Raw genomic sequence first — 22,808 nt, forward strand, 5'->3', positions numbered from 1 at the left:
GCAGCTGAAATCACAGGGCAGACCCAGCGGGAGACACAGCGAACAACGGCCAAGGGCGGGCAATGGGGTCAAGGGCTTCCATTGCCCCCCCGGGGGCGCGTTATGCTCCCGATACAGGGGAGGTGCCGGTTCTCCGGCGCCAGAAGAGATGAACATGTTGTCCAGCCAGGCAGTGACGACCTCGGGACATCCGGACCGTGGCGCGGTGGTGTCCCCCGCGCTTGCGCGGATGCTGTGCGCGTTGCTGCCCGAGGGGGCGCAGCTTGCACTGGGCTGGTCCGACGCCGCGCTGGGCGAAGGCTGCATCACCCATCCGCGCTCGACGCAGCCAGAGCAGGCGTTGCTGGAAGCGCTGCTGGGCCCGCCGGCATCGCCCGGGTCCTGCGCACGGTACCGCTGGCAGCACCAGGGCGGCGACCTGGTGATCCAGGTGGTGCTGGCCGATCGGACATCGCCCCATGACGCCTGGTGGGCAGCGGCGCGTAGCAGCCTGCAGGACGCGCTGGCGCTGGCCCGGCAGCGTGAACAGATCCGTTCGCTGGAGAATTCCAAGCGCCTGCAGCAGGCGCTTTACGAAATCGCAGACCTGGCCGGCGCGGATCTGGAAATGACCGAGATGCTGCGGCACTTCCATCGCGTGCTCAACTCACTGATGTACGCACAGAACTGCTACATCGTCGAGTATGACGACGTGCGCCGGCGGATCCGCTTTCTGTACTTCGCCGATCAGCGCGACAGCTTCGTCGCCGATCCTGATCGCAGCTATGACGAACACGAGATGCCACGCAGCCTGACCTTTGCGCTGCTGCGCCATGGGCAGCCGTTGAGCGGGCCATCCAACGAACTGCTGGCGGCGATGAGCGACGAATACGACCCCAGCCGCGGGCCGGAGAGCCTGGACTGGCTCGGCGTGCCGATGCTGCGCGAGGGCAGGGTCTGTGGGGCGATCGTGGTGCAGAGCTACGAACACCGCGTGCGTTACAACGAAGCCGATCGCACCCTGCTGGGCTACGTGGCCCAGCATATCCTCACCGCGATGGACCGGCGCCAGGCGCAGGTGCAGCTGGAACGCCAGGTGGAGCGGCGCACGCTGGAGCTGCAGCGCGCCAACCACAGCCTGCAGGACGAGGTGATCGAACGCCGTCGAGCCGAAAAGCTGCAGCTGGCACTGTTCAACATCGCCGAGATGGCGATGAGCGCCGAAAGCCTGGCGCAGTTCTACGTGCAGGTGCATGGGGTGGTGGGCACGCTGCTGGATGCGCGCAATTTCTACATCGCCCTGGTCGATGAATCCGGCCAGGGGCTGGAATTCGTGTACTCGGTGGACGAGTACAACGCGGCGCGGGCGCCACGACCGTTCAGCAAGGGCCTCACCGAATACATCGTGCGCAACCGGCAGCCCCTGCTGGCCTCGCGCGAGCAGATCGATGCGCTGCGTGCCTCGGGCAGCGTGAACGAGTTCGGCGCGCGTTCGCACTGCTGGCTGGGGGTGCCACTGCTGAGCGATGACGATGTGGTGGGCGTGATCGTGGTGCAGAGCTATTCACCGGAGATCAGTTTCACCGCGCACGACCAGCGCCTGCTCACGTTCGTTGCGCAGAACATCGGCAACGGTCTGGCCCGCCAGCGCGACCAGGAGCGCCTGCGCAACGCGCACGCCGAGCTGGAAAAGCGGGTGGAGGAGCGCACCCGCGAACTGGCCGAAGTCAATGGCAAGCTGCTGGGCCAGATCGGCGAGCGCCTGCGCGCCGAACAGCGGCTCACCCACCAGGCGCTGCATGACGCGCTGACCGGGTTGCCCAATCGCGCGCACCTGCTGGACCGCCTCGAAGACGCCATCGCCCGCGCGCGTTCGCGCGACGGCCTGCGCTTTGCTGTGCTGTTCCTGGACCTGGATCGCTTCAAACTGGTCAACGACAGCATCGGCCACGCGGCCGGCGACCAGATGCTGGTGGAGGTGGCCAAACGCATCGTCTCGATGGTGGGTGGCGATGATGTGGTCGCCCGGCTTGGCGGCGATGAGTTCGCGATCCTGCTCGAATGCGAGCAGGGGCTGGCATCGGCGCGCGAGTTTTCCCAGCGTATGCTGGTAGCGCTTGAAGAATCGATGTGGGTGCAGGGCCGCGAGCTGTTCCCGTCGGGCAGTCTTGGCATCGCGATGTGGAGCCCGCGTTACCGCAATGGCGAGGAAATGGTGCGTGACGCGGACGCGGCGATGTACCGGGCCAAGGCCCAGGGCAAAGACCGCTGCGCGGTGTTCGACGAGGCCATGCGCGAAGAAGCGCTGCGCAGCCTGGACCTGGAAGCGGACCTGCGCCGGGCGATCAACAACCGCGATTTCCTGCCCTATTACCAGCCGATCGTGCGCCTGGCCGATGGCCAGGTGGTGGGCTACGAGGCGCTGCTGCGTTGGCGCCACGAACGCCGCGGGCTGCTGCTGCCCAGCGCGTTTCTGGACCTGGGCGAGGAAAGCGGGCTGATCGAGCAGGTCGACTGGCTGCTCTACGAAGACGTGATTGGCCAGCTCGCGCGCGGCGGCGAGGGCTATCTTTCGGTGAACGTGTCGCCGCGCCATTTCCGCTCGGCCGACTTCAGCGCGCGCCTGTTCGGCCTGATCGAAGCGGCCGGCGCCGACCCGCGGCGGCTGCGCCTGGAGATCACTGAAGTGGCACTGCTCGACGACGGCCCGCGCACGCTGCGGATCCTGCAGACGCTGCGCGAACGGGGTGTGCTGGTACAGCTGGACGACTTCGGTACCGGCTTTTCGGCGCTGTCCTACCTGCACCGCTTCCCGATATCCACGCTCAAGATCGACCAGAGTTTCATTGCCGGCCTGCATGGCCAGGACCTGCAGAGCACCCATGCGCTCGTGCAGGGCGTGCTCTCGCTGGCGCGCACGCTGGGTATCGAAACGGTGGGCGAGGGCATTGAGAACATGGCCCAGCGCCAGACGCTGCTGCAGCTGGGCTGTGACTACGGCCAGGGCTACCTGCTCGGTCGCCCCGCGCCGATGGACACCTTCGTCACTGGCTGATCAGCGCGGTGCGGCGCTTTTCGTCGATCCACTTCGAGGCCTGGGCCGGCTCATAGGCGCGCATCCAGTCCAGCATGGCGTCGATATCCGAGCCGTACCACAGGTCCGCGCGCTGGTCCGGGTGCAGGAAGCGCTCCTCGACCATGCGGTCGATCATCCCGATCAGGGGCGCGTAGAAGCCGTCCACGTCAAGGAATGCGCACGGCTTGTTGCCGATGCCGAGCTGGCGCCAGGTCAGCATCTCGAAGATTTCTTCCATGGTGCCGAAACCGCCGGGCAGTGCCACGAACGCGTCGGAGAGCTTGAACATGCGCGACTTGCGCTCATGCATGGAACCCACGATTTCCAGTTCGGTCAGGCCGCGGTGGGCCACCTCCCAGTCCGCCAGCTGCTGCGGAATCACCCCGGTCACTTCACCGCCGCCGGCCAGCACGGCATTGGCCACCGTGCCCATCAGGCCGACGTTGCCGCCGCCGTAGACCAGGCGCAGGCCGTCGCGGGCGATGCGATCACCCAGAGCGATGGCACGTTCGGTGTAGATGGGCTTGCTGCCGGCGTTGGAGCCGCAGTAGACGCAGATCGACTTCATGGGAGGTTCCCGCTGGAAACCTCCCATTCTCGCATGGCTGTCAGGCGGCCCGCGATTGTTCCCGGCGCGGGCCTTCCTTGAGGGCCCGGCCGACCAGGCTTACGAGCAGGTCCAGTTCTTCGCTGTCCATGCCGAAATGCGGGGTGAACCGGAGTGAGTTTTCGCCGCCATGGATCACGTTGATGCCATGGTTGCGCAGCCATTCCTCGGTGGAATGGGCGCCGTAGCACTTGAACTGCGGGGCCAGTTCGCAGGAGAACAGCAGGCCGGTACCCTGCACCTTGGTGATCAGCCCGCCCAGCTCGCCCTTGAGCTGTTCCAGCTTGCGTACGGCCTCTTCACCGCGCTGGCGGATGTTGTCGCGCACCTGCGGGGTCAGCAGCGACAGCGTGGCGCAGGCCACGTCCAGTGCCCGCGGGTTGCTGGTCATGGTGTTGCCGTAAATGCCCTTGCGGTACAGCTGCGCGGCATGTTCGGTCACGGCCAGCACCGACAGCGGGAACTGCGCGGCGTTCAGGGCCTTGGAATAGGTCTCCATGTCCGGCACGTCCAGGCCTTCGAAGCCGGGGTAGTCCACGATCGACAGCACGCCATGCGCGCGCAGGCCGGCCTGGATCGAGTCCAGCAGCAGCAGGCTGCCATGCTGGCGGGTCAGTTCGCGCGCCAGCGCATAGAAGGACGGCGGCACCGCGCGGCCGGGGTCGCCTTCGCCCATCACCGGTTCCAGGAAGATCGCCTCGATGAACCAGTGGTTCTGCTCGGCCTCGGCGAAGACCCGCTTCAGGGCCTCCTCGTCATAAGGCGCGATGGCGATCACGGTGTCCTCCCCGCGATAGCTGGCCAGGTGCTGAAGGTAGGTCTTCCGGCTGGAATCCGAGTACAGGCCGGGACGATCGGTGCGGCCGTGGAAGCTGCCCTTCACCACCACCCGCTTGATCTTCGCGCCAGCGTGACGGGCACCCGGATCGGTCTGCAGCTTCGCGTTGACATCGGCGATGCGCGCGGCCAGCCCGACGGCCTCCGAACCGGAATTCAGGCACATGAACCTTGCATACGGGCAGCCGCCCCGTCGGTGCCCGATCTCGGCGCGCAATGCGTTGATGAAGCGCTGCTGCGACAGGCTCGGCGTCATCACGTTGGCCATGACCTGGGGGGCCGACATGGCCTCCAGAACGGCGTCAGGGGTGTGCCCGAAGCCGAGCATGCCGTAGCCGCCGGCGTCGTACAGCACGGCGCCCTTCAGGGTTACCACCCAGGCACCGCGGGCGGCGAGGGCGACGTACGGGGTCACCGCATCGTCGGCGTAGAAATTGACGAAGCCGTCCTGCATCGCATCGATCTGGGCCCGCTCATCGAGGGCCAGCACATCGGCCAGGTCGGCGCGGACGCGCTCGAATTCCACGGCTGCAGCCTCCACGGCCGCCACCAGCTGCGGGTGGCCGGCCGCCAGGCGTTCAAGAGTGGCGTCATCCAGGCCGGCGGTGAGGCGGGTGCCGGGTTGGGCGCGAAGAGGGGCGAGGCGTTCGATGAAGCTCATTGCAGATCTCCTGAAACGATTGGCGGCATGGCGCAAATGCAAAGCGCGCGACCGGGGGCGCGCGCCTGGGGCACTGCGGCTCATGCATCAGACTTCCGGTTTGATGCTATCACGCGGTTTTTCGCGCGATAACCCCGCCGAAAACTGTTGCAAAGCAGCATTTTGCGCGACGTTCAACACTTCTCGCGTTGCCACCGGGGGCCAGTCGTACAATGCGCGGCATTGTCTACACGTTGCCGTGCGCTCCCTTGAAGAAGTCCGACTTCCACTACGACCTTCCCGCCGAACTTATCGCCCAGGCCCCGCTCGCGGAGCGCTCGGCCAGCCGCCTGATGGTGGTGCCGCAGCCCCCGGCCGCGTTCGAACACCGCCAGGTGCGTGATCTGCCGGCGCTGCTGCAGCCGGGCGACCTGCTGGTATTCAACGATACCCGGGTGATTCCGGCGCGCCTGTTCGGCCAGAAGGCCAGCGGCGGCCGCGTGGAAATCCTGATCGAACGCCTGCTTGGCGGGCAGCAGGCCCGGGTGCAGGCAGGTGCCAGCAAATCGCCGAAGCCGGGCAGCCGCATCGCGCTCGACGCCGGCGGCGAAGCCGAGGTACTGGGGCGGGATGGCGAGTTCTATGTCCTGCATTTCCACGTGCCCGAACCGCTGGAACAATGGCTGCTGCACGCCGGCCGACTGCCGCTGCCGCCCTACATCCAGCGGGAGCCGGGGCTGGACGACCGCGAGCGCTACCAGACCGTATTCGCCCGCGAGGTGGGCGCGGTGGCCGCACCGACCGCCGGCCTGCATTTCGACGAGGGCCTGCTGGCCGCGTTGACCGCGCAGGGGGTGAACTTCGGCCACGTCACCCTGCACGTGGGCGCCGGCACCTTCCAGCCGGTCCGTGCCGACGACCTGAAGGACCACGTGATGCACCGTGAGTGGCTCAACGTGGGCCCGGAGCTGGTGCAGCAGGTGCGCCGCACCCGTGCGGCCGGCGGGCGCGTGATCGGGGTGGGCACCACCGTGGTGCGCGCACTGGAAAGCGCCATGCGGGACGGCGAGTTGCTGCCGTATGCCGGTGAAACCCAGATCTTCATCACCCCGGGCTACCGGATCCGCAGCGTGGACGCGATGGTGACCAACTTCCACCTTCCCGAAAGCACGCTGCTGATGATGATTTCCGCCTTCGCCGGGCAGGCGCGGGTGTTCGAGGCCTACCGCGCCGCGATCGAGGAGAAATACCGGTTCTTCAGCTATGGCGACGCCATGTTGTTGTTCCCGCAGGGGGATTGAGCGCGTCGGCGGCGGTTTTCGGCGATAATCGGCAATTATTTGCCCGAATGCCCGCTCCATGTCCCGACTCCAGTTCCAGCTCCAGACCACCGACGGGCGCGCCCGCCGTGGCCGCCTGACCTTCCCGCGCGGGACGGTGGAAACCCCGGCCTTCATGCCGGTGGGTACCTATGGGTCGGTCAAGGGCATCCTGCCGGAGCAGATCCGCGCCCTGGGCGCCGAGATCATCCTGGGCAACACCTTCCACCTGTACCTGCGCCCGGGCCTGGACGTGATCGCCGACCATGGCGGCCTGCACGGCTTCGCGCGCTGGAACGGGCCGATCCTGACCGATTCCGGTGGTTTCCAGGTGTTTTCGCTGGCCCACCGGCGCAAGATCACCGAACAGGGCGTCACCTTCGCCTCACCGACCGATGGTGCCCGGGTGTTCCTGGGCCCGGAAGAGAGCATGAAGATCCAGAAGGTGCTCGACTCGGACATCGTGATGATCTTCGACGAGTGCACCCCGTACCCGGCCACCGAGCCGGTGGCGCGCACCTCGATGGAGCTGAGCCTGCGCTGGGCCCAGCGCAGCCGCAACGCGCACGACGCACTGGGCAATGACGCCGCGCTGTTCGGCATTGTCCAGGGCGGGGTCCACCACGACCTGCGCAGCCGCTCGGCCGAAGGCCTGCAGCAGATCGGCTTCGACGGCTATGCCATCGGCGGCCTGGCCGTGGGCGAGCCCGAGCACGAGCGCAACGCGATGCTCGACCACATGCACCCGATCCTGCCGGCCGACCGCCCGCGCTACCTGATGGGCGTGGGCCGGCCGGAAGACCTGGTCGAAGGCGTCGCCCGAGGCGTGGACATGTTCGACTGCGTGATGCCGACCCGCAACGCGCGCAACGGCCACTATTTCACCTCGTTCGGCACCGTGCGCATCCGCAACGCCCGCTATGAACGCGACATGGACACCATCGAGCCGGGCTGCGGCTGCCACGCCTGCACCAGCGGCTACACCCGCGCGTACCTGCGCCACCTGGACCGCTGCAATGAAATGCTGGCGCCGATGCTGGGCACCCTCCACAACCTGTATTACTACGAGAAGCTGATGGCCGACATGCGCGCGGCCATCGCGGCGGGAACCTTCGAGGCCTTCCGCGAGTCCTTCTATGCGGCCCGGGGCATGGCCACGCCGCCGCTGTAAGCGGTCGGCCCGACCCCGATCCGGCGCGCAGACCCTGCCAAACGGCCCAAGGACGAAGTCCCGGGGCCGTGGCATACTTCGCGGCTGACCCCTGTTTCGCGGCGACTCCCGACCCCATGAGGGTAGGGCGCCTCCCAACCCAAGGACACACCATGAACCTGATCGCCTTCCTGATTCCCGCCGCCCACGCCCAAGCCGCTGGTGGCCAGCCGCAGGGCATGGGCCTGACCACGCTGCTGTTCCCGATCATCCTGATCGCGATCATGTACTTCCTGATGATCCGCCCGCAGATGAAGCGCCAGAAGGAACACAAGGCGATGCTGGAGAAGATCAAGATCGGTGACGAAGTGCTGACCAACGGCGGCATCGCCGGCACCGTCAAGGCCATCGGCGACAACTTCGTCACCATCGAAGTTTCCGACAACGTGAACATCCGCGTGCAGAAGGGCGCCGTGGGCAACGTGCTGCCGACCGGCACCCTGAAGTCGGCCAACTAAGCCACTCCCTTTCCGAAGCACAACCGCGGCGCCGGGACTGGCGCCGCGCAGGAACCTGGCAATGCTTGAATTTCCACGCTGGAAGTACGTCGTCATCCTGATCGTACTGGCGCTCAGCGCGCTGTACGCGCTGCCCAACATCTACCAGAAGGACCCCGCCGTCCAGATCACCGCCAACCGTGGCGGCCAGGTCGATGACGCCCTTCGCACCCGCGTGCTGGCCGACCTGAAACAGGCCGGGATCAACACCCTCGGCGCCGAGAAGGAAGGCGAGAGCCTGATCGTGCGCCTGCCGGACCTGCAGACGCAGGCCGCGGCCAGCGCCAAGCTGCGCGACAGCGTGGGCGAGAACTACACGGTGGCGCTGAACCTGGCCTCGACCGTGCCGGACTGGCTGCAGCGCCTGGGCGGCCGCCCGATGGTGCTGGGCCTGGACCTGCAGGGTGGCGTGCACTTCGTGCTGCAGGTGGACCAGAAGGCGGCCATCGACAAGCGCATGGATGCCTACGCCGAAGACGTGCGCGGCACGCTGCGCGAAGCGCGCGTTCCGTTCCAGTCGGTGGAGCGTCGTCCGGACAATTCGATCGTCGCCACGCTGAGCCCGTCGACCGACGATGCCGCCGCCGAGCGCGCCCGCCTGGCACTGGCCAAGGCGCAGCCCACGCTGGGCTATGACGTCTCGGGCAAGCGCATCACCGTGACCGTGCCGGAGGCCGAGCTGAGCCAGATCACCAACGGTGCGATCGAGCAGAACATCAACACGCTGCGCAACCGCGTCAACCAGCTGGGCGTGGCCGAACCGATCATCCAGCGCCAGGGTGCCGACCGCGTGGTCGTGCAGCTGCCGGGCGTGCAGGACACCGCCGAAGCCAAGCGCATGATCGGCGCGACCGCAACGCTGGAATACCGCGCGGTGGTCGATGGCAACGCGCAGGACGCCATCGACACCGGCCGCATTCCGCCGGAAGCCAAGGTCTACAAGCGTCGCGACAGCGGCGTCCCGATCCTGCTGAACAAGCGCGTGATCGTCACCGGTGACCAGATGGTGGCCGCGCAGGCAGTTACGGACCCGACCACCGGTACGCCGTCGGTCAGCGTGACGCTCAACAGCGTGGGCGGCCAGCGCATGTTCGACTTCACCAGCGCCAACGTGAACAAGCCGATGGCGGTGGTGTACACCGAGCGCGTGCCGACGGTAACCATGGTGGATGGCAAGGAAGTGCGCAGCTTCCGGGTCAACGAGGAAGTGATCTCGGTGGCCAACATCAATGGCGTGTTCGGCAAGAACTTCCAGACCACCGGCCTGGAGAAGAAGGAATCGGAAGAACTCGCCAAGCTGCTGAAGTCCGGCTCGCTGGCTGCGCCGATGGACTTCGTGGAAGAGCGCGTGGTCGGCCCGAGCCTGGGTGCGGAGAACGTGGAGCGCGGCATTACCGCAGTGGTCTACGCCTTCATGTTCACCCTGGTCTTCTTCACCATCTACTACCGCATGTTCGGCCTGATCACCTCGGTGGCGATGCTGTTCAACCTGCTGATCGTGGTGGCGGTGATGTCGCTGTTCGGTGCCACCATGACCCTGCCGGGCTTTGCCGGCCTGGCGTTGTCGGTGGGCCTGTCGGTCGACGCCAACGTGCTGATCAACGAGCGCATCCGCGAGGAACTGCGTGCGGGCATGCCGGGCAAGACCGCGATCGTGACCGGTTATGAACGCGCCAGCGGCACCATCCTCGACGCCAACCTGACTGGCCTGATCGTCGGTGTGGCGCTGTTCGCCTTCGGCACCGGTCCGCTGAAGGGCTTCGCCCTGACGATGATCATCGGTATCTTCGCCTCGATGTTCACCGCGATCACCGTATCGCGCGCACTTGCGACGCTGATCTACGGCCGTCGCAAGAAGCTCCAGAACGTGGCCATCTGACGGGACGACACGCACAATGAAACTGTTTCCGCTGCACATCCTCCCGAACGACACCAAGATCGACTTCATGCGTTGGCGCCATGTCGCCATGGCGGTCACGATCGCGTTGTTCCTGGCCTCGGTTGCCATCATCGGCATCAAGGGCTTCACCTTCGCACTCGACTTCACCGGCGGCACCCTGATCGAAGCGCGCTTCGATCGCCAGATGGACGTCGAGGAGGTCCGCTCGCGCCTGGAAGCAAATGGCTTCGAGGGCACCCAGGTGCAGAGCTTCGGTGGCAACACCGACGTGCTGATCCGCCTGGCCCCGCACGGCGAACATGCACCGGGTACCGGTGCGGCCAGCGCCGAAGACAAGGCCACCGGCGACGCGGTCCTCAAGGCGATCACCACCAGCGAAAATCCGGCCACGATCCTGCGCAACGAGTTCGTGGGCCCGCAGATCGGCAAGGACCTGGCGTTGAACGGTCTGTACGCGACGATCTTCATGCTGGCCGGCTTCCTGATCTACATCGGCTTCCGCTTCGAATGGAAGTTCGCGGTCACCGCGAGCATCGTGGCGTTGTTCGATCTGCTGGTGACGCTGGCCTACATGTCGCTGATGGGCCGCGAGTTCGACCTGAACCTGCTGGCCGGCCTGTTGTCGGTGATGGGCTTTGCGATCAACGACATCATCGTGGTGTTCGACCGTGTCCGCGAAAACTTCCGCAGCCTGCGTGCCGACCCGCTGGAAGTGCTGAACCGCTCGATCAACCAGACGCTGTCACGTACAGTGATCACTGCGGTGATGTTCTTCCTGTCGGCACTCGCCCTGTACATGTACGGCGGCGCCTCGCTGGAAGGCCTGGCCGAGACCCACATGGTGGGTGCGGTGATCGTAGTGCTGTCCTCGATCCTGGTGGCCGTGCCGATGCTGACCATCGGCTTCCTGCGCGTGAGCAAGCAGGACCTGCTGCCCAAGGCCAAGGACGTGGAAGCCCTGGAACGCCGTCCTTGATGGGCGTGCCGGGCAGAGCCCCGGCACTACGCCAGCGAAAACGCCGCGCGCTGCGCGGCGTTTTCGTTTCCACCGTACCGGGGCGTCGGTTGTGCTGTCTGGCCGTGCGCACTACGATTCCCGGGTTGCGTGCGGCCGTTCCCGAGGCCCACCGTTTCCTCGAGGTCATCATGGTCATCAAACCGCGTGTGCGCGGCTTCATCTGCGTCACCACCCATCCGGTCGGCTGCGACGCCGCCGTCAAGCAGCAGATCGATTACATCCAGGCCCAGCCCAAGGTGCCGAACGGTCCCAAGCGGGTGCTGGTGCTGGGTGCCTCCACCGGTTACGGCCTGGCCGCGCGCATTACCGCGGCGTTCGGCAGTGGTGCTGCCACGCTGGGTGTGTTCTTCGAACGCCCGGGCACCGAAACCAAGCCGGGCACGGCAGGCTGGTACAACTCGGCCGCGTTCCAGAAGTACGCCGAACAGGCGGGCCTGTACGCGCGCAGCGTGAACGGCGATGCATTCTCGGACGAGGTCAAGGCCAAGGTCATCGAGCTCATCAGGCAGGACCTGGGCCAGGTCGACCAGGTGGTGTACAGCCTGGCCGCGCCGCGCCGCAAGCACCCCAAGACCGGCGAAGTGATCAGCTCCACGCTCAAGCCGATCGGCGCGCCGATCACGCTGCGCGGGCTGGATACCGACAAGGAAGTGATCACCGAAACCACGATCGAGCCGGCCACGCCGGAAGAGATCGCCGGCACGGTAGCGGTGATGGGTGGCGAAGACTGGCAGATGTGGATCGACGCGCTGCTGGAAGCCGGTGTGCTGGCCGACGGCGCCACCACCACGGCCTTCACCTACGTGGGCGAGGAAATCACCCAGGCGATCTACTGGAACGGTTCGATCGGTGCGGCCAAGAAGGACCTGGATGCGAAGGTGGTGGACATCCGCGGGAAGCTGGAGACCATCAAAGGCGACGCGCGCGTCTCGGTGCTCAAGGCGGTGGTGACCCAGGCCAGTTCGGCCATTCCGACCATGCCGCTGTATCTGTCGCTGCTGTTCAAGGTGATGAAGGAGCGCGGTACGCACGAAGGCTGCATCGAGCAGCTCGATACGCTGTACGACATCATCTACGGTGGCAAGGAAAGCGGCACGGCGGTAGAACGCCTGCGCCACCAGCTGCTGGCCGATGGCCGCACGGTGGAGCTGGTCGACGAAGCCGGCCGCCTGCGTGCGGACTACAAGGAGATGGCCCCGGACGTGCAGGCCGAAGTGGTGGCGCTGTGGCCGCAGGTCACCAACGAGAACCTGTACGAGATCACCGACCTGGCCGGCTACAAGGCCGACTTCCTGCGCCTGTTCGGGTTCGGCGTGGACGGCGTGGATTACGAAGCGGACGTCGCCACCGATGTGGCCATTCCGAACCTGGTTGATCTGACCTGAGTTCGGTCTGCTGAAAAGCTGAAAAGCGAGATGCCGCCTGGTCTGGGCGGCATTTTTGTTTGTGCTTCCCGTGTAGAGCAGCGTCTGTGTTCCCGCGAGTGGGTCGGCTGGCGGGCAGCCCCCTACGGGACACGCCGCAAGTACGTCCATGTAGGCTTGGCAAAAACTCGCGCGTGTACGCAATCCTGCGTACACGGCAAGGCCGGGGTTGGGCGTCCTGCCCAACCCGTCCGGCGCATGCGCCGGACCCATGTTTTGACAGTCCCTACGAGGGCTGCCCGCCAACCGACCCCGACAGATGGCCGCGTGCGGTTGGAAGATCAAGAGCAGCGACGCAGGGCGTCGCTCTACACCATTGGCCACCGACCAACCGTCGCATGGATGCGGCGACCAAGCCCCCATGGATGGGTTTACGGCGCCCCCCGCAAACCCACACCCGCCGGCCCAATACAGTGAAACCGCAGGCCCCCGGTTTTGATTTACGGCACTACCTCACCCGAAATCGAAATTCATCGCAGGGGCTGCAGGCCCCACGAACTCGCCCTGCACGTAGTCAACGCCTGCACTGAACAACAGGCTCATCGAGCCGTTGTCTGCCACGAACTCGGCGATCGTGCGGATGTTGGCTTCCTGCGCGCGGGTAGTGATTTCTGCGATCTTCTCGCTGTTCTCGCGGGTGCGGGCGAAATCGCTGGTGAAGTCGCGGTCCAGCTTGAGGAACTGCGGCTGGAAATGTGCCAGCAGCTGGAACGAATCCAGGCCCGAGCCGAACTGCTCCAGCCCGATCCGGCAGCCCAGCGGCGCCACGTCGGCCAGGAACTGCTGCGCGTTGCGCAGGTGGGTGAACACCTTCGCTTCCGGCGCATGCAGCCACAGGCGCTCGCCAGGCACCCCGTGCGCCTGCAGTTCGCGGCGCAGGGTAGCCACCATCTGCGGGTCGTTGAACGATTCCGGCGTGATCTTCACCATCATGTGCGTGGCATGGCCGGCGCGTGCGCGCTCGCCCAGCACGCTGATGGCATGCGCCACCACCCAGCGGTTGATGTCCGCAAGCAGTCCATGCTCCTCGGCAATGCCCAGGAACGCGGTCGGGCTGAGCAGCTCGCCGTTGTTGTCCAGACGCAGATACGCCTCGTAAAGCTCCAGGGCTTCGCCGCCCAGGTTGAGCACCGGCTGGTAGTGCAGCTGGAACCCGTCGCCGGCCAGCGCCTCGTTGATGCGGGCCACCCAGCGCTGGATGCGTTCTTCTTCCACGCGGTCCACTGCCGCCGGATCGAAGATGCGGCTGGTGTTGCCCAGCTCCGATGCAGCCTGCTGGCATTCGGTGGCGCGCGCCAGCACCTGGCCGATGCTCGCGATCTTCTCGCCTACCTGCACGCCGCCGATGCTGACCGTGACCGTCGCCGAACGCTCGCCGATGCTGAACACCTGCGCCGCGAACGCCTCCCGGATGCGGTCCGCCAGCGCTTCGGTGTGCGCGAATGCGCCTTCAGTCAGTACTGCCAGGCTGTGCTCGCCGAAGCGGGCCACCTGCGCCGTGTCGCCGACCGTGTCGGCCAGCACCCGCGCCAGCGCCGCGATCAGCGCATCGGCCGAGTCCAGTCCGATATCCGGCAGCAGGCGTGCGTAGTGGTCTGGCTCGATCAGCAGCAGGCCGAACCGGCCCTCGCTGCGCCCGGCCTGCGCCACCGCGTTTTCCACGTGCAGCATGAAGGTCTGGCGGTTGAGCAGCCCGGTGACCTGATCGCGCTGCCTGAGGTCCTCGACCTCGCGGGCCAGCTCCGGGTCGAATTCCATGCGGCGGCGGAACACCACCTGCAGGCAGCTCTCGCCTTCATAGGTGGCCGGGGTGAATTCCATCGTGGCGGCAAACACCGCCCCGTCCTGGTTGCGCGCGTCCACCTGGTACTGCGGCGGGGGCGCTTCGCCCTTGCTCAGCGACTTGAGCAGCTGTTTGAAGCCCTCCACATGCTGTGGGGCCACCATGTCCAGCAGCGAAATGCCTTCCACGTCGTCGAACGATTCGAACCCGAACATCTCCAGGTACGCCTCGTTGGCGCGGATGTGCATGCCTTCATGGACATAGGCGATCGGGTCGCGCGAGGAGGAGATCAGCGCATCGCAGCGCCGCTCGGTCTCGCGCATCTGCGCCTCGATGCGGCGCAGGCCACGGCGCGCGTGCAGGTCGGTCCACTCGTTGCGCACCACCGCCAGCAGGTGCTCGGGGCGGCTGCGCAGGGCCACCGCACGGATGCCGTTGGCGCTGGCTTCCACCCATTCGGTTTCGTTGATGGTCTCGGCCAGCAGGATCATCGGAATGTCCTTGCCGCTGGTCGCGATCTGCTGGGTGACCTGCAGCAGCGGGATGCTCTGCGCGGGCGCGGCCAGCACCAGGTCGATCGGCTGGCCGCCGATGATCTGGCCCAGCTCCTCGGCGTTCTGCGGGCGCGCCGGGCGCACGGCAATGCCGCTGTTGCGCAGCATGCTGACAATGGTTTCGGCGTTCTCGCCGCTGTCATCCACGATCAGCAGGCGGACGGTGATGTCATTCGCGTTCTGCATTCACTACTCCCCGGGCTGCAAACTTGATACACGATGCATGTGACTTCGTCCATGCCGGCGGCGGGCGCCGATCACGGAATGAAAGGGCCGCTACACGACCTGGCCGGCGGCATGGCCACTGGCCCAGGCCCACTGGAAGTTGTATCCCCCCAGCCAGCCGGTGACGTCCAGCACTTCGCCGACGAAATGCAGCCCAGGCACCAGCTGCGACTCGAACGTGCTGGACGACACCTTGCGGGTGTCCACGCCCCCCAGCGTGACCTCGGCGGTACGGTACCCCTCGGTGCCGCTGGCCACCAGTGGGAAATCCCGCAGCAGGGCGGCGGCCTGGCGCAGCTCGCGCTCGTCGATCTGGCGCACCGGGCGGTCTGGCAGCCAGTGTTCGCACAGGCGCAGCGCCAACCGGCGCGGCAGTACCTCGGACAATACCGTGCGCAGTTCGGCTGCGCCCCGGTCGCGTTTCATCATGCGCAGCCAGTCTTCGGCATCCTGTCCGGGCAGCAGGTCCAGGCGCAGGTCGTCGCCTGGCTGCCAGAACGAGGAGATCTGCAGGATCGCCGGGCCGCTGATGCCGCGATGGGTGATCAGCATCGAGTTGCGGAACTCCACGTCGTTGCAGCGTGCGGCGATCGGCAGCGCGACTCCGCTCAGGTCATGGAAGCGCTCCTGGTGCTTGCCGCTCAGGGTCAGCGGCACCAGCCCGGCGCGGGTCGGCAGCACCTCATGGCCGAACTGGCGGGCCAGCTCGTACCCGAAGCCGGTGGCGCCCAGGCTGGGAATCGACAGGCCGCCGGTGGCGACCACCAGCGAGGCGGCATGGAAGCGGCCCTGCGCGGTCTGTACGTGGAAGCCGTCCGCGCCGCGTTCGACGTTCTCCACCGCGCAGTCGGTCCGGATCTGCGCGCCGGCAGCCGCGCACTCGTCCACCAGCATGCGCACGATCTGCTTGGACGAGATGTCGCAGAACAGCTGGCCCAGCTCCTTCTCGTGGTACGCGATCCCGTGCCGCTCGACCATGTCGATGAAGTCCCACGGCGTATAGCGCGCCAGCGCGGACTTGCAGAAGTGCGGGTTGGCTGACAGGAAGTTGGCCGGGGTGGTGCCGGTATTGGTGAAATTGCAGCGGCCACCACCGGACATCAGGATCTTCTTGCCAACCTTGTTGGCGTGGTCGATGACCTGCACCATGCGCCCGCGCCGGCCGGCGGTGAGCGCGCACATCAGCCCGGCAGCGCCGGCACCGATCACCAGGACATCGCAGCGGATCGTACTCATCGGCGCTGGATCAGGCCTGCGGCTTCTGCTTGCGCCAGGTCGGGGTGAAGGTCAGTTCCTTCCTGTCCGAGATCAGCCGCACTTCGCCGTCCTGGATCATCACGTCCCAGCGCATGGTGCGCTCGATCTGCTCGCCAAGCTCGGTGACGAGGTCGCCCGGCAGGTCCATGACCTCCAGCGACGACAGCTTGTTCAAGGCCGCGCTGTTGCGCTTCCACCAGGTGTCGGTGAGGTTGCTGCTCCCGTACATCACCAGCTGCACCGCGCGGGCCCGCCCACTGGCCTTGCGCAGGCGGGATTCGTCGGGCTGGCCCAGATCGATCCACAGCTCGATGTCGCCGGTGTAGTCCCGGCGCCACAGGTCCGGCTCGTCGTCCACGCTCAGTCCGCGGCCAAACTCAAGACGCTCGTCGGCGTTCAGGGCGAAGGTCAGCATGCGCACCATCAGGCGCTCATCGGTTTCCGACGGGTGCTGGGCCAGGGTCAGGTTATGGGTGGCGTAATAGCCGCGATCCATGTCGCTGATCTGCAGTTCGGCCTTGCGGATGGTGGCGGTGAGGGCCATGGGGGTACCGTAAACAAAGAGCACCATGATAATGCGTGGGATATGCACCCGTCCGATCCGATTACCGGCCACGTTGCCGCCAGCCGCCTGCAGTTGCCGCCGGGCGACTGGCGCTGCCTGCTGGATGGGCTGTGCGCGCGGTTTCCGCGCATCGACCGTAGCCAATGGCAGGACCGGTTCGCCCGCGGACGGGTGCGCGATGCGCAGGGCAGGGCGCTGCCGGCCGACCACCCCTGGCAGGTGGGGCTGGAAATCCACTACTTCCGCGAGGTGGCAGACGAGCCGGTGATTCCGTTTCAGGAGGCGATCGTGCATGTCGACGCGCACCTGCTGGTGGCGGACAAGCCGCATTTCCTGCCGGTGACCCCGGCCGGCGGGTACGTGCAGCAGACCCTGCTGGCGCGTCTGGTGGCCCGGACCGGCAACCCCGACCTGGTGCCATTGCATCGATTGGACCGGTTGACGGCAGGTCTGGTGCTGTTCTCTACACGCCCTGAGACGCGCGATGCGTACCAGCGGCTGTTCCGTGAGCGGCGCATCGTGAAGACCTATGAGGCCATCGCGCCGGGGCTGCCCGGACTTGCCTTCCCGCTGGAGCGGCACAGCCGTGTGGTGCCGGGCGAGCCGTTCTTCCGCATGGCCGAAGCCCCGGGCGAGCCGAATGCGCGGACCCGGATCGAGGTGATCGAAAGAGACGGGCCGTGGTGGCGCTATCGCCTGTACCCCGAGACCGGCCGCAAGCACCAGCTGCGGGTCCATATGGCGGCACTGGGGGCGCCGATCCGGGGCGATGATCTGTATCCGGCCCTGAGCAGCTCCGGACAGGGCGCAGCACACCCCCCGCTCCGCCTGCTGGCAAGCGCCCTGGCGTTCACCGACCCGCTCACCGGGGAATCCAGACGGTTCACAAGCCGGTTGACGCTGCTGCCGTAGCGCCGCGCTGCGCATGGTGATGCGGAGCCGGAGCCAGGAGATACAGGCAGGGCGCAGCTTTACGGCCGCCACGCCCGCTTCCTTAGCGCCAGACGGGCACCCGTTTTGCTGCAATTAAGGCAGGAAAAACATGAATGGGGCGACGAAATTCGTGTAGGATTTGCCAATCCCTTGTCCTGTCAGGCGGGAGGGGGGAGGCGGCTGAATAACCCAGCTATCGCTTTTTCGGTAAAAGACGCGTATCGTCCCCCACACTGTGTTTGCTAGGGTCACCGTGAATCGTGGCCTGATGCGGTTGATCTCACGATCCGCTCATCGATCCGCTTTACCAACGCCTGCAACTCAGTCTCGGCTCCGGAAATCCGGTGGCCGCGATTATTTCAACTTATGTTTCAGGAGTTAGTTACATGTCTGATCGTCAGAGCGGTACCGTCAAGTGGTTCAACGATGCCAAGGGCTTCGGCTTCATCACCCCGGAAAGCGGCCCGGACCTGTTCGTGCACTTCCGCGCCATCCAGGGCACCGGCTTCAAGTCGCTGCAGGAAGGCCAGAAGGTGACCTTCGTCGCCGTGCAGGGCCAGAAGGGCATGCAGGCTGACCAGGTGCAGGCCGCCTAATAGGCTCCTGCCACCGCAAGGTGCCAAGAACGCCGGAAGCGAAAGCTTCCGGCGTTTTTCATTGCGGGTAGCATGGGCGTTTGCCCCCTGCGGACCTGACGATGATCAAGGTGCACCATCTGGACCACTCGCGCTCCCAGCGCGTGCTGTGGATGCTTGAAGAGCTGAACCTGCCGTACCAGCTGGTTACCTACCAGCGCGACCCGAAAACCTGGCTGGCGCCGCAGGCGCTGCGCGACATCCATCCGCTCGGCAAATCGCCGGTACTGCAGGACGATGCCCTGGTCCTGGCCGAATCCGGCGCGATCCTGGAATACCTCGCCGACCGCTACGACAGTGGCCGCCAGCTGTCGCCCGAGCCGATGCCGGCGCAGGCCGCCGAGCGCGTGCGCTACCGCTACTGGATGCATTACGCCGAAGGGTCGGCGATGCCGCCCTTGCTGATGAGCCTGGTGTTCGCGCGCGTGCGCAAGGCGCCGATGCCGTTTTTTGCCAAGCCGATCGCGCGCGGAATCGCCGACAAGGTGATGAAGGGCTTCGTAGGCCCGCAGCTCAAGCTGCACCTGGACTGGATGGAGCGCGAACTGGGCAGCTCGCCCTGGTTCGCCGGCGAGCGCTTTACTGCCGCCGACATCCAGATGAGCTTCCCGATCCAGGCCGCAGCCTCGCGCGCGGGCGGCATGGAGCGCTACCCGAAACTGCAGGCTTTCCTGGCCCGGATCGCACAGCGCCCCGCGTTCCAGCGCGCCGTGGAGCGCGGTGGTCCGCTCGACCTGGGCGCCGGCGCGGCTTGAGCTTGCAGGGGCGTGCTGGTGCCCCCACCTTGTCGTGATGAGCACTGAACCGCTGCGCTTCGATAACCGATTCATCCGCGACCTGCCCGGCGACGACGAAACCGGCCCCCGCGTGCGCGAGGTGCGCGGCGCGGCGTGGTCGGCGGTGATGCCCACGCCGGTGGCCGCGCCGACGCTGCTGGCGTACTCGCCTGGCCTCGCGGAGCAGTTGGGTCTGGGCCAGGATCTGCTGGAGAGTCCGGATTTCGCCCGCGTGTTCGGCGGCAATGCCCTCTATGAAGGCATGCAGCCCTGGGCTGCCAACTATGGCGGGCACCAGTTCGGGCACTGGGCCGGCCAGCTGGGCGACGGCCGCGCCATTTCACTGGGCGAGCTGCTGGCGCCGGAGGGTGGGCGCTGGGAGCTGCAGCTGAAAGGGGCAGGGCGCACACCTTATTCGCGCGGGGCCGACGGTCGTGCCGTGCTGCGCTCGTCGATCCGCGAATTCCTCTGCAGCGAAGCAATGCATCACCTGGGCGTGCCGACCACGCGTGCGCTCAGCCTGGTGGCCACGGGCGACAGCGTGGTGCGCGACATGTTCTACGATGGCCATCCGGAAGCGGAACCGGGCGCGATCGTGTGCCGGGTGGCGCCCTCGTTCCTGCGCTTTGGCAGCTTCGAGCTGCCGGCGTCGCGCGGTGACGTGGCGTTGCTGCGGCAACTGGTGGATGTGTGCATCGCGCGCGACTTCCCCGAGCTGGGCGATGCGGGTGAAACACGATATGGCGACTGGTTCGCGCAGGTCTGCGAGCGCACGGCAGTGCTGGTGGCGCACTGGATGCGGGTGGGCTTCGTGCACGGGGTGATGAACACCGACAACCTGTCCATCCTCGGCCTCACCATTGATTACGGGCCGTATGGCTGGATGGACAATTACGATCCCGACTGGACCCCCAACACCACCGATGCACAGGGCCGCCGTTACCGCTTCGGCACCCAGCCGCAGGTGGCGTACTGGAACCTGACCCGGCTGGCGCAGGCGCTGTCGCCGCTGTTCGAGGACGTGGCCCCGCTGCACGAAGGGCTGGCGCGCTTCCAGGCCATGCATGCGCGCTGCGAGCGTGACGACATTGCCGCCAAGCTGGGCCTCGCCCAGTGCCAGGAGGCGGACCTGGCGTTGATGGCTGACTGGCTGACGCTCCTGCACGACGGCGAGATGGACATGACCCTCGCGTTCCGTGGCCTGATCGACCTGGATCCGCAGGCGCCCCGGCTCGCCGCACTGGAAGAGGCGTTCTACAGCGAGGCACGACGTGAGGCCGTGCTGCCCGCCGTCGAGCAGTGGCTGCACCGGTATGCGGCCAGGCTGCAGGCCGATCCGCTCGAGCCCGTGCAGCGGCGGCAGCGGATGGCTGCGGCCAATCCGCTGTACGTGCTGCGCAACTGGCTGGCGCAGGAAGCCATCGAGCTGGCGGAGCAGGGCGACCTCAGTGGCGTGCACACGCTGCAGGAGGTCCTGCGTCGGCCCTATGAGATGCAACCCGGGCGTGAGCACTACGCGGCCAAGCGGCCGGACTGGGCGCGCGACAAGGCCGGCTGCTCGATGCTGTCCTGCAGTTCATGAGGCCGGGTTACCCTATGCCACCCAGTTGTTGTCTCCCGCCATGACCGATCTTCCCGCCACGCCCGCCTGGGCCGGCCGCCTGCGCGACGTCGCTGATTTCCCCAAGCCGGGCATCCTGTTCAAGGACATCATGCCGCTGCTGGCCGACGGTGATGATTTCGCCGCCGCCATTGATGCGATGGCGGCGCCGTGGCGCGAGGCACGGCTGGATGCGGTGATGGGCATCGAGTCGCGCGGCTTCATCCTGGGCGCGGCGATGGCCCGCGTGCTGGGCGTGGGCTTCGTGCCGGTGCGCAAGCCGGGCAAGCTGCCCGGTCGCACGCTGAAGCAGGACTACACGCTGGAATACCGCACTGACAGCATCGAAGTGCATGCCGATGCATTGCCGCCCGGCGCGCGCGTGCTGGTGGTGGACGACGTGCTCGCCACCGGCGGCACGCTGCTGGCGGCGCTGTCGCTGGCCAGGCAGCTGCAGGTCGAGGTGCTCGGCGCCGCCGTGCTGGTCGAACTGGGCGGCCTGGGCGGCCGCGAACGCTGGACCAGCGATGTGCCGCTGGTCGCGAACCTGGTGTATTGACCACGCAGGACACGCATGGCGTGTCCCTACGATTACATCCTGCGCACGCGGAAGCGCCGGCCCTTGATCTTGCCGGCTTCCAGCCGGGCGATCGCCTTGCCCACGTGTTCGCGGGCGATCGCCACGTAGGAACGGGTGGCGTAGATGTCGATCTTGCCGATCACCTTGGCCGACAGCCCGGCCTCGCCGGTCAAGGCCCCCAGGATGTCGCCCGGACGCAGCTTGTCGGTCTTGCCGCCGTCGATGCGCAGCGTTTCCATCGCCGCCTGCGGCAGTACCGCCGGGCGTGCCGTGGCCAGCGGGGTCTTCTGCCAGTCCAGCGGCTTGCCCTGCGCGGCTTCCAGTGCGTCGGCGCGGTTGCGCTCGCGGTGGGTCACCAGGCTGATCGCCAGCCCGGTGGCACCAGCGCGACCCGTGCGGCCCACGCGGTGTTCGTAGGTTTCAATGTCGGTGGGCAGCTCGTAATTGATCACCGCCGCCAGGTCCTGCACGTCCAGCCCGCGCGCGGCCACGTCGCTGGCCACCAGCACGTTGCAGCTGCGGTTGGCGAAGCGCACCAGCACTTCGTCACGGTCGCGCTGTTCCATTTCGCCATGCAGTGGCAACGCGGAGAAACCGAACTGCTGCAGCGAGACGGCCACGTCATCCACGTCGCGGCGGGTGTTGCAGAACACCACGGTCGATTCCGGCGTGTACTTCAGCAGCAGCCCGGCGAGCGCCTTCTGCTTGCTGGCCAGGTCGACTTCGCAGAACAGATGGCGGATCGCCGGGGCGTGGTCGGCGCCTTCGACGGTCACTTCAACCGGGTCGCGCAGCAGCACGCGTGCGATCTCGCGGATCTCGTCGGGATACGTGGCCGAGAACAGCAACGTCTGGCGGTCCTTGCTGGTGCGCCCGGCGATTTCGCGGATCGGTTCTTCAAAGCCCATGTCGAGCATGCGGTCGGCTTCGTCCAGCACCAGGGTGGTCACCCCGCCCAGCTTCAGGGCGCGCTTGCGGCCCAGTTCCTGGATGCGGCCGGGCGTGCCGACCACCACGTGCGGGTCGTGCGCTTCCAGCGACGCCAGCTGTGGCGCCAGCGGCATGCCCCCGGTCAGCACCACCAGCTTGAGATTGGGAATGCCGGTGGCCAGCTTGCGGATCTGCTTGCCGACCTGGTCGGCCAGTTCGCGGGTGGGGCACAGCACCAGCGCCTGCGCGCGGATCACCGCGGGGTCCAGCGCCTGCAGCAGCCCCAGTCCGAAGGCCGCAGTCTTGCCGCTGCCAGTGGGCGCCTGGGCGATCAGGTCGCGACGGGCGAGGATGGCGGGCAGCGCCTGCGCCTGCACAGGAGTCATCTGGGTATAGCCCAGCGCGTCGATGCCCGCCGCCAGCGAGGCCGACAGGGGCAGTTCGGAGAATTCGTTCATGCCGC

At 66.7% G+C, this 22,808-nt stretch carries 18 protein-coding genes; 12 read left to right on the forward strand and 6 right to left on the reverse strand.

The genetic code is table 11. The features are described 5' to 3' along the window. Nucleotides 1–148 precede the first annotated feature (148 nt). Nucleotides 149–3,034 (forward strand): bifunctional diguanylate cyclase/phosphodiesterase, encoded by a 2,886-nt coding sequence (locus ACTJI4_RS07385; RefSeq protein ID WP_392916750.1) that lies wholly within the window; start codon nt 149–151, stop codon nt 3,032–3,034. Here the strand turns inward: ACTJI4_RS07385 and ACTJI4_RS07390 are convergent. Both ACTJI4_RS07390 and ACTJI4_RS07395 read right to left on the reverse strand, forming a co-directional pair. Then, nucleotides 3,024–3,623: a TIGR00730 family Rossman fold protein gene (locus tag ACTJI4_RS07390; protein WP_440868913.1), complete on the reverse strand. Its 600-nt coding sequence runs from the start codon at nt 3,621–3,623 to the stop codon at nt 3,024–3,026. The genes ACTJI4_RS07385 and ACTJI4_RS07390 overlap by 11 nt on opposite strands. 40 nt (nt 3,624–3,663) lie before the next feature. After that, nucleotides 3,664–5,160: an aminotransferase class III-fold pyridoxal phosphate-dependent enzyme gene (locus tag ACTJI4_RS07395; RefSeq protein WP_392916756.1), complete on the reverse strand. Its 1,497-nt coding sequence runs from the start codon at nt 5,158–5,160 to the stop codon at nt 3,664–3,666. A gap of 212 nt (nt 5,161–5,372) precedes the next feature. Here ACTJI4_RS07395 and queA point away from each other — a divergent pair, with 212 nt between their 5' ends. The 6 genes from queA to fabV all read left to right on the forward strand — a co-directional run bounded on the left by queA (nt 5,373) and on the right by fabV (nt 12,468). Then, nucleotides 5,373–6,440, forward strand: coding sequence for a tRNA preQ1(34) S-adenosylmethionine ribosyltransferase-isomerase QueA (queA, locus tag ACTJI4_RS07400; protein ID WP_440868914.1), 1,068 nt, complete (start codon nt 5,373–5,375; stop codon nt 6,438–6,440). A gap of 58 nt (nt 6,441–6,498) precedes the next feature. After that, nucleotides 6,499–7,629 (forward strand): tRNA guanosine(34) transglycosylase Tgt, encoded by a 1,131-nt coding sequence (gene tgt, locus ACTJI4_RS07405; RefSeq protein WP_440868915.1) that lies wholly within the window; start codon nt 6,499–6,501, stop codon nt 7,627–7,629. Between the two features lie 152 nt (nt 7,630–7,781). Continuing rightward, entirely contained in the window at nt 7,782–8,126 is a 345-nt protein-coding gene (gene yajC, locus ACTJI4_RS07410) for a preprotein translocase subunit YajC (RefSeq protein ID WP_068851197.1), read from the forward strand. A gap of 61 nt (nt 8,127–8,187) precedes the next feature. After that, complete coding sequence (secD, locus tag ACTJI4_RS07415; RefSeq protein WP_440868916.1) at nt 8,188–10,044, forward strand: protein translocase subunit SecD; 1,857 nt, start codon at nt 8,188–8,190, stop codon at nt 10,042–10,044. Nucleotides 10,045–10,060: 16 nt separating this feature from the next. Continuing rightward, nucleotides 10,061–11,041 carry a protein translocase subunit SecF gene (gene secF, locus ACTJI4_RS07420; protein WP_068851203.1) on the forward strand — a complete coding sequence of 327 codons (981 nt, stop codon included), beginning with the start codon at nt 10,061–10,063 and terminating at the stop codon, nt 11,039–11,041. Nucleotides 11,042–11,211: 170 nt separating this feature from the next. Further along, the gene (gene fabV / locus ACTJI4_RS07425; protein ID WP_440868917.1) at nt 11,212–12,468 is read left to right on the forward strand and encodes an enoyl-ACP reductase FabV; all 1,257 of its coding nucleotides are present in this window, start codon (nt 11,212–11,214) and stop codon (nt 12,466–12,468) included. A 492-nt stretch (nt 12,469–12,960) separates the two neighbouring features. Here the strand turns inward: fabV and ACTJI4_RS07430 are convergent, their stop codons facing one another. The 3 genes from ACTJI4_RS07430 to ACTJI4_RS07440 all read right to left on the reverse strand — a co-directional run bounded on the left by ACTJI4_RS07430 (nt 12,961) and on the right by ACTJI4_RS07440 (nt 16,870). After that, nucleotides 12,961–15,030: an EAL domain-containing protein gene (locus ACTJI4_RS07430; RefSeq protein WP_440868918.1), complete on the reverse strand. Its 2,070-nt coding sequence runs from the start codon at nt 15,028–15,030 to the stop codon at nt 12,961–12,963. Between the two features lie 90 nt (nt 15,031–15,120). Further along, nucleotides 15,121–16,305 (reverse strand): NAD(P)/FAD-dependent oxidoreductase, encoded by a 1,185-nt coding sequence (locus ACTJI4_RS07435; protein WP_392916770.1) that lies wholly within the window; start codon nt 16,303–16,305, stop codon nt 15,121–15,123. A gap of 10 nt (nt 16,306–16,315) precedes the next feature. Further along, on the reverse strand, nt 16,316–16,870 hold the full coding sequence (locus ACTJI4_RS07440) for a YaeQ family protein (protein ID WP_440868919.1): 555 nt from the start codon (nt 16,868–16,870) through the stop codon (nt 16,316–16,318). 42 nt (nt 16,871–16,912) lie between these two features. Here ACTJI4_RS07440 and ACTJI4_RS07445 point away from each other — a divergent pair, with 42 nt between their 5' ends. From ACTJI4_RS07445 to ACTJI4_RS07465, 5 genes are all read left to right on the forward strand, one after another. Beyond that, nucleotides 16,913–17,803, forward strand: coding sequence for a pseudouridine synthase (locus ACTJI4_RS07445; protein ID WP_440868920.1), 891 nt, complete (start codon nt 16,913–16,915; stop codon nt 17,801–17,803). A 407-nt stretch (nt 17,804–18,210) separates the two neighbouring features. Beyond that, the gene (locus tag ACTJI4_RS07450; RefSeq protein WP_068851222.1) at nt 18,211–18,420 is read left to right on the forward strand and encodes a cold-shock protein; all 210 of its coding nucleotides are present in this window, start codon (nt 18,211–18,213) and stop codon (nt 18,418–18,420) included. A gap of 101 nt (nt 18,421–18,521) precedes the next feature. Then, entirely contained in the window at nt 18,522–19,214 is a 693-nt protein-coding gene (locus tag ACTJI4_RS07455; RefSeq protein ID WP_392916784.1) for a glutathione S-transferase family protein, read from the forward strand. Nucleotides 19,215–19,251: 37 nt separating this feature from the next. Next, entirely contained in the window at nt 19,252–20,817 is a 1,566-nt protein-coding gene (locus ACTJI4_RS07460; protein WP_440868921.1) for a protein adenylyltransferase SelO, read from the forward strand. A 40-nt stretch (nt 20,818–20,857) separates the two neighbouring features. Continuing rightward, nucleotides 20,858–21,394 carry an adenine phosphoribosyltransferase gene (locus ACTJI4_RS07465; RefSeq protein ID WP_440868922.1) on the forward strand — a complete coding sequence of 179 codons (537 nt, stop codon included), beginning with the start codon at nt 20,858–20,860 and terminating at the stop codon, nt 21,392–21,394. Between the two features lie 32 nt (nt 21,395–21,426). Here ACTJI4_RS07465 and dbpA read toward each other — a convergent pair whose 3' ends face one another. Next, nucleotides 21,427–22,803, reverse strand: a complete 1,377-nt coding sequence (gene dbpA, locus ACTJI4_RS07470; protein WP_392916793.1) for an ATP-dependent RNA helicase DbpA — start codon at nt 22,801–22,803, stop codon at nt 21,427–21,429. Between the last annotated feature and the right edge of the window lie 5 nt (nt 22,804–22,808).

The sequence above is a fragment of the Stenotrophomonas sp. 22385 genome (genome assembly GCF_052045085.1).
Lineage (GTDB): Bacteria > Pseudomonadota > Gammaproteobacteria > Xanthomonadales > Xanthomonadaceae > Stenotrophomonas.

Bases quoted from the DNA above. Each gene is read 5' to 3' on its own strand.
- ACTJI4_RS07385 (WP_392916750.1), top strand. From the start codon at position 149: ATGAACATGTTGTCCAGCCAGGCAGTGACGACCTCGGGACATCCGGAC.
- ACTJI4_RS07390 (WP_440868913.1), bottom strand. From the start codon at position 3,623: ATGAAGTCGATCTGCGTCTACTGCGGCTCCAACGCCGGCAGCAAGCCC.
- ACTJI4_RS07395 (WP_392916756.1), bottom strand. From the start codon at position 5,160: ATGAGCTTCATCGAACGCCTCGCCCCTCTTCGCGCCCAACCCGGCACC.
- queA (WP_440868914.1), top strand. From the start codon at position 5,373: ATGCGCGGCATTGTCTACACGTTGCCGTGCGCTCCCTTGAAGAAGTCC.
- tgt (WP_440868915.1), top strand. From the start codon at position 6,499: ATGTCCCGACTCCAGTTCCAGCTCCAGACCACCGACGGGCGCGCCCGC.
- yajC (WP_068851197.1), top strand. From the start codon at position 7,782: ATGAACCTGATCGCCTTCCTGATTCCCGCCGCCCACGCCCAAGCCGCT.
- secD (WP_440868916.1), top strand. From the start codon at position 8,188: ATGCTTGAATTTCCACGCTGGAAGTACGTCGTCATCCTGATCGTACTG.
- secF (WP_068851203.1), top strand. From the start codon at position 10,061: ATGAAACTGTTTCCGCTGCACATCCTCCCGAACGACACCAAGATCGAC.
- fabV (WP_440868917.1), top strand. From the start codon at position 11,212: ATGGTCATCAAACCGCGTGTGCGCGGCTTCATCTGCGTCACCACCCAT.
- ACTJI4_RS07430 (WP_440868918.1), bottom strand. From the start codon at position 15,030: ATGCAGAACGCGAATGACATCACCGTCCGCCTGCTGATCGTGGATGAC.
- ACTJI4_RS07435 (WP_392916770.1), bottom strand. From the start codon at position 16,305: ATGAGTACGATCCGCTGCGATGTCCTGGTGATCGGTGCCGGCGCTGCC.
- ACTJI4_RS07440 (WP_440868919.1), bottom strand. From the start codon at position 16,870: ATGGCCCTCACCGCCACCATCCGCAAGGCCGAACTGCAGATCAGCGAC.
- ACTJI4_RS07445 (WP_440868920.1), top strand. From the start codon at position 16,913: ATGCACCCGTCCGATCCGATTACCGGCCACGTTGCCGCCAGCCGCCTG.
- ACTJI4_RS07450 (WP_068851222.1), top strand. From the start codon at position 18,211: ATGTCTGATCGTCAGAGCGGTACCGTCAAGTGGTTCAACGATGCCAAG.
- ACTJI4_RS07455 (WP_392916784.1), top strand. From the start codon at position 18,522: ATGATCAAGGTGCACCATCTGGACCACTCGCGCTCCCAGCGCGTGCTG.
- ACTJI4_RS07460 (WP_440868921.1), top strand. From the start codon at position 19,252: ATGAGCACTGAACCGCTGCGCTTCGATAACCGATTCATCCGCGACCTG.
- ACTJI4_RS07465 (WP_440868922.1), top strand. From the start codon at position 20,858: ATGACCGATCTTCCCGCCACGCCCGCCTGGGCCGGCCGCCTGCGCGAC.
- dbpA (WP_392916793.1), bottom strand. From the start codon at position 22,803: ATGAACGAATTCTCCGAACTGCCCCTGTCGGCCTCGCTGGCGGCGGGC.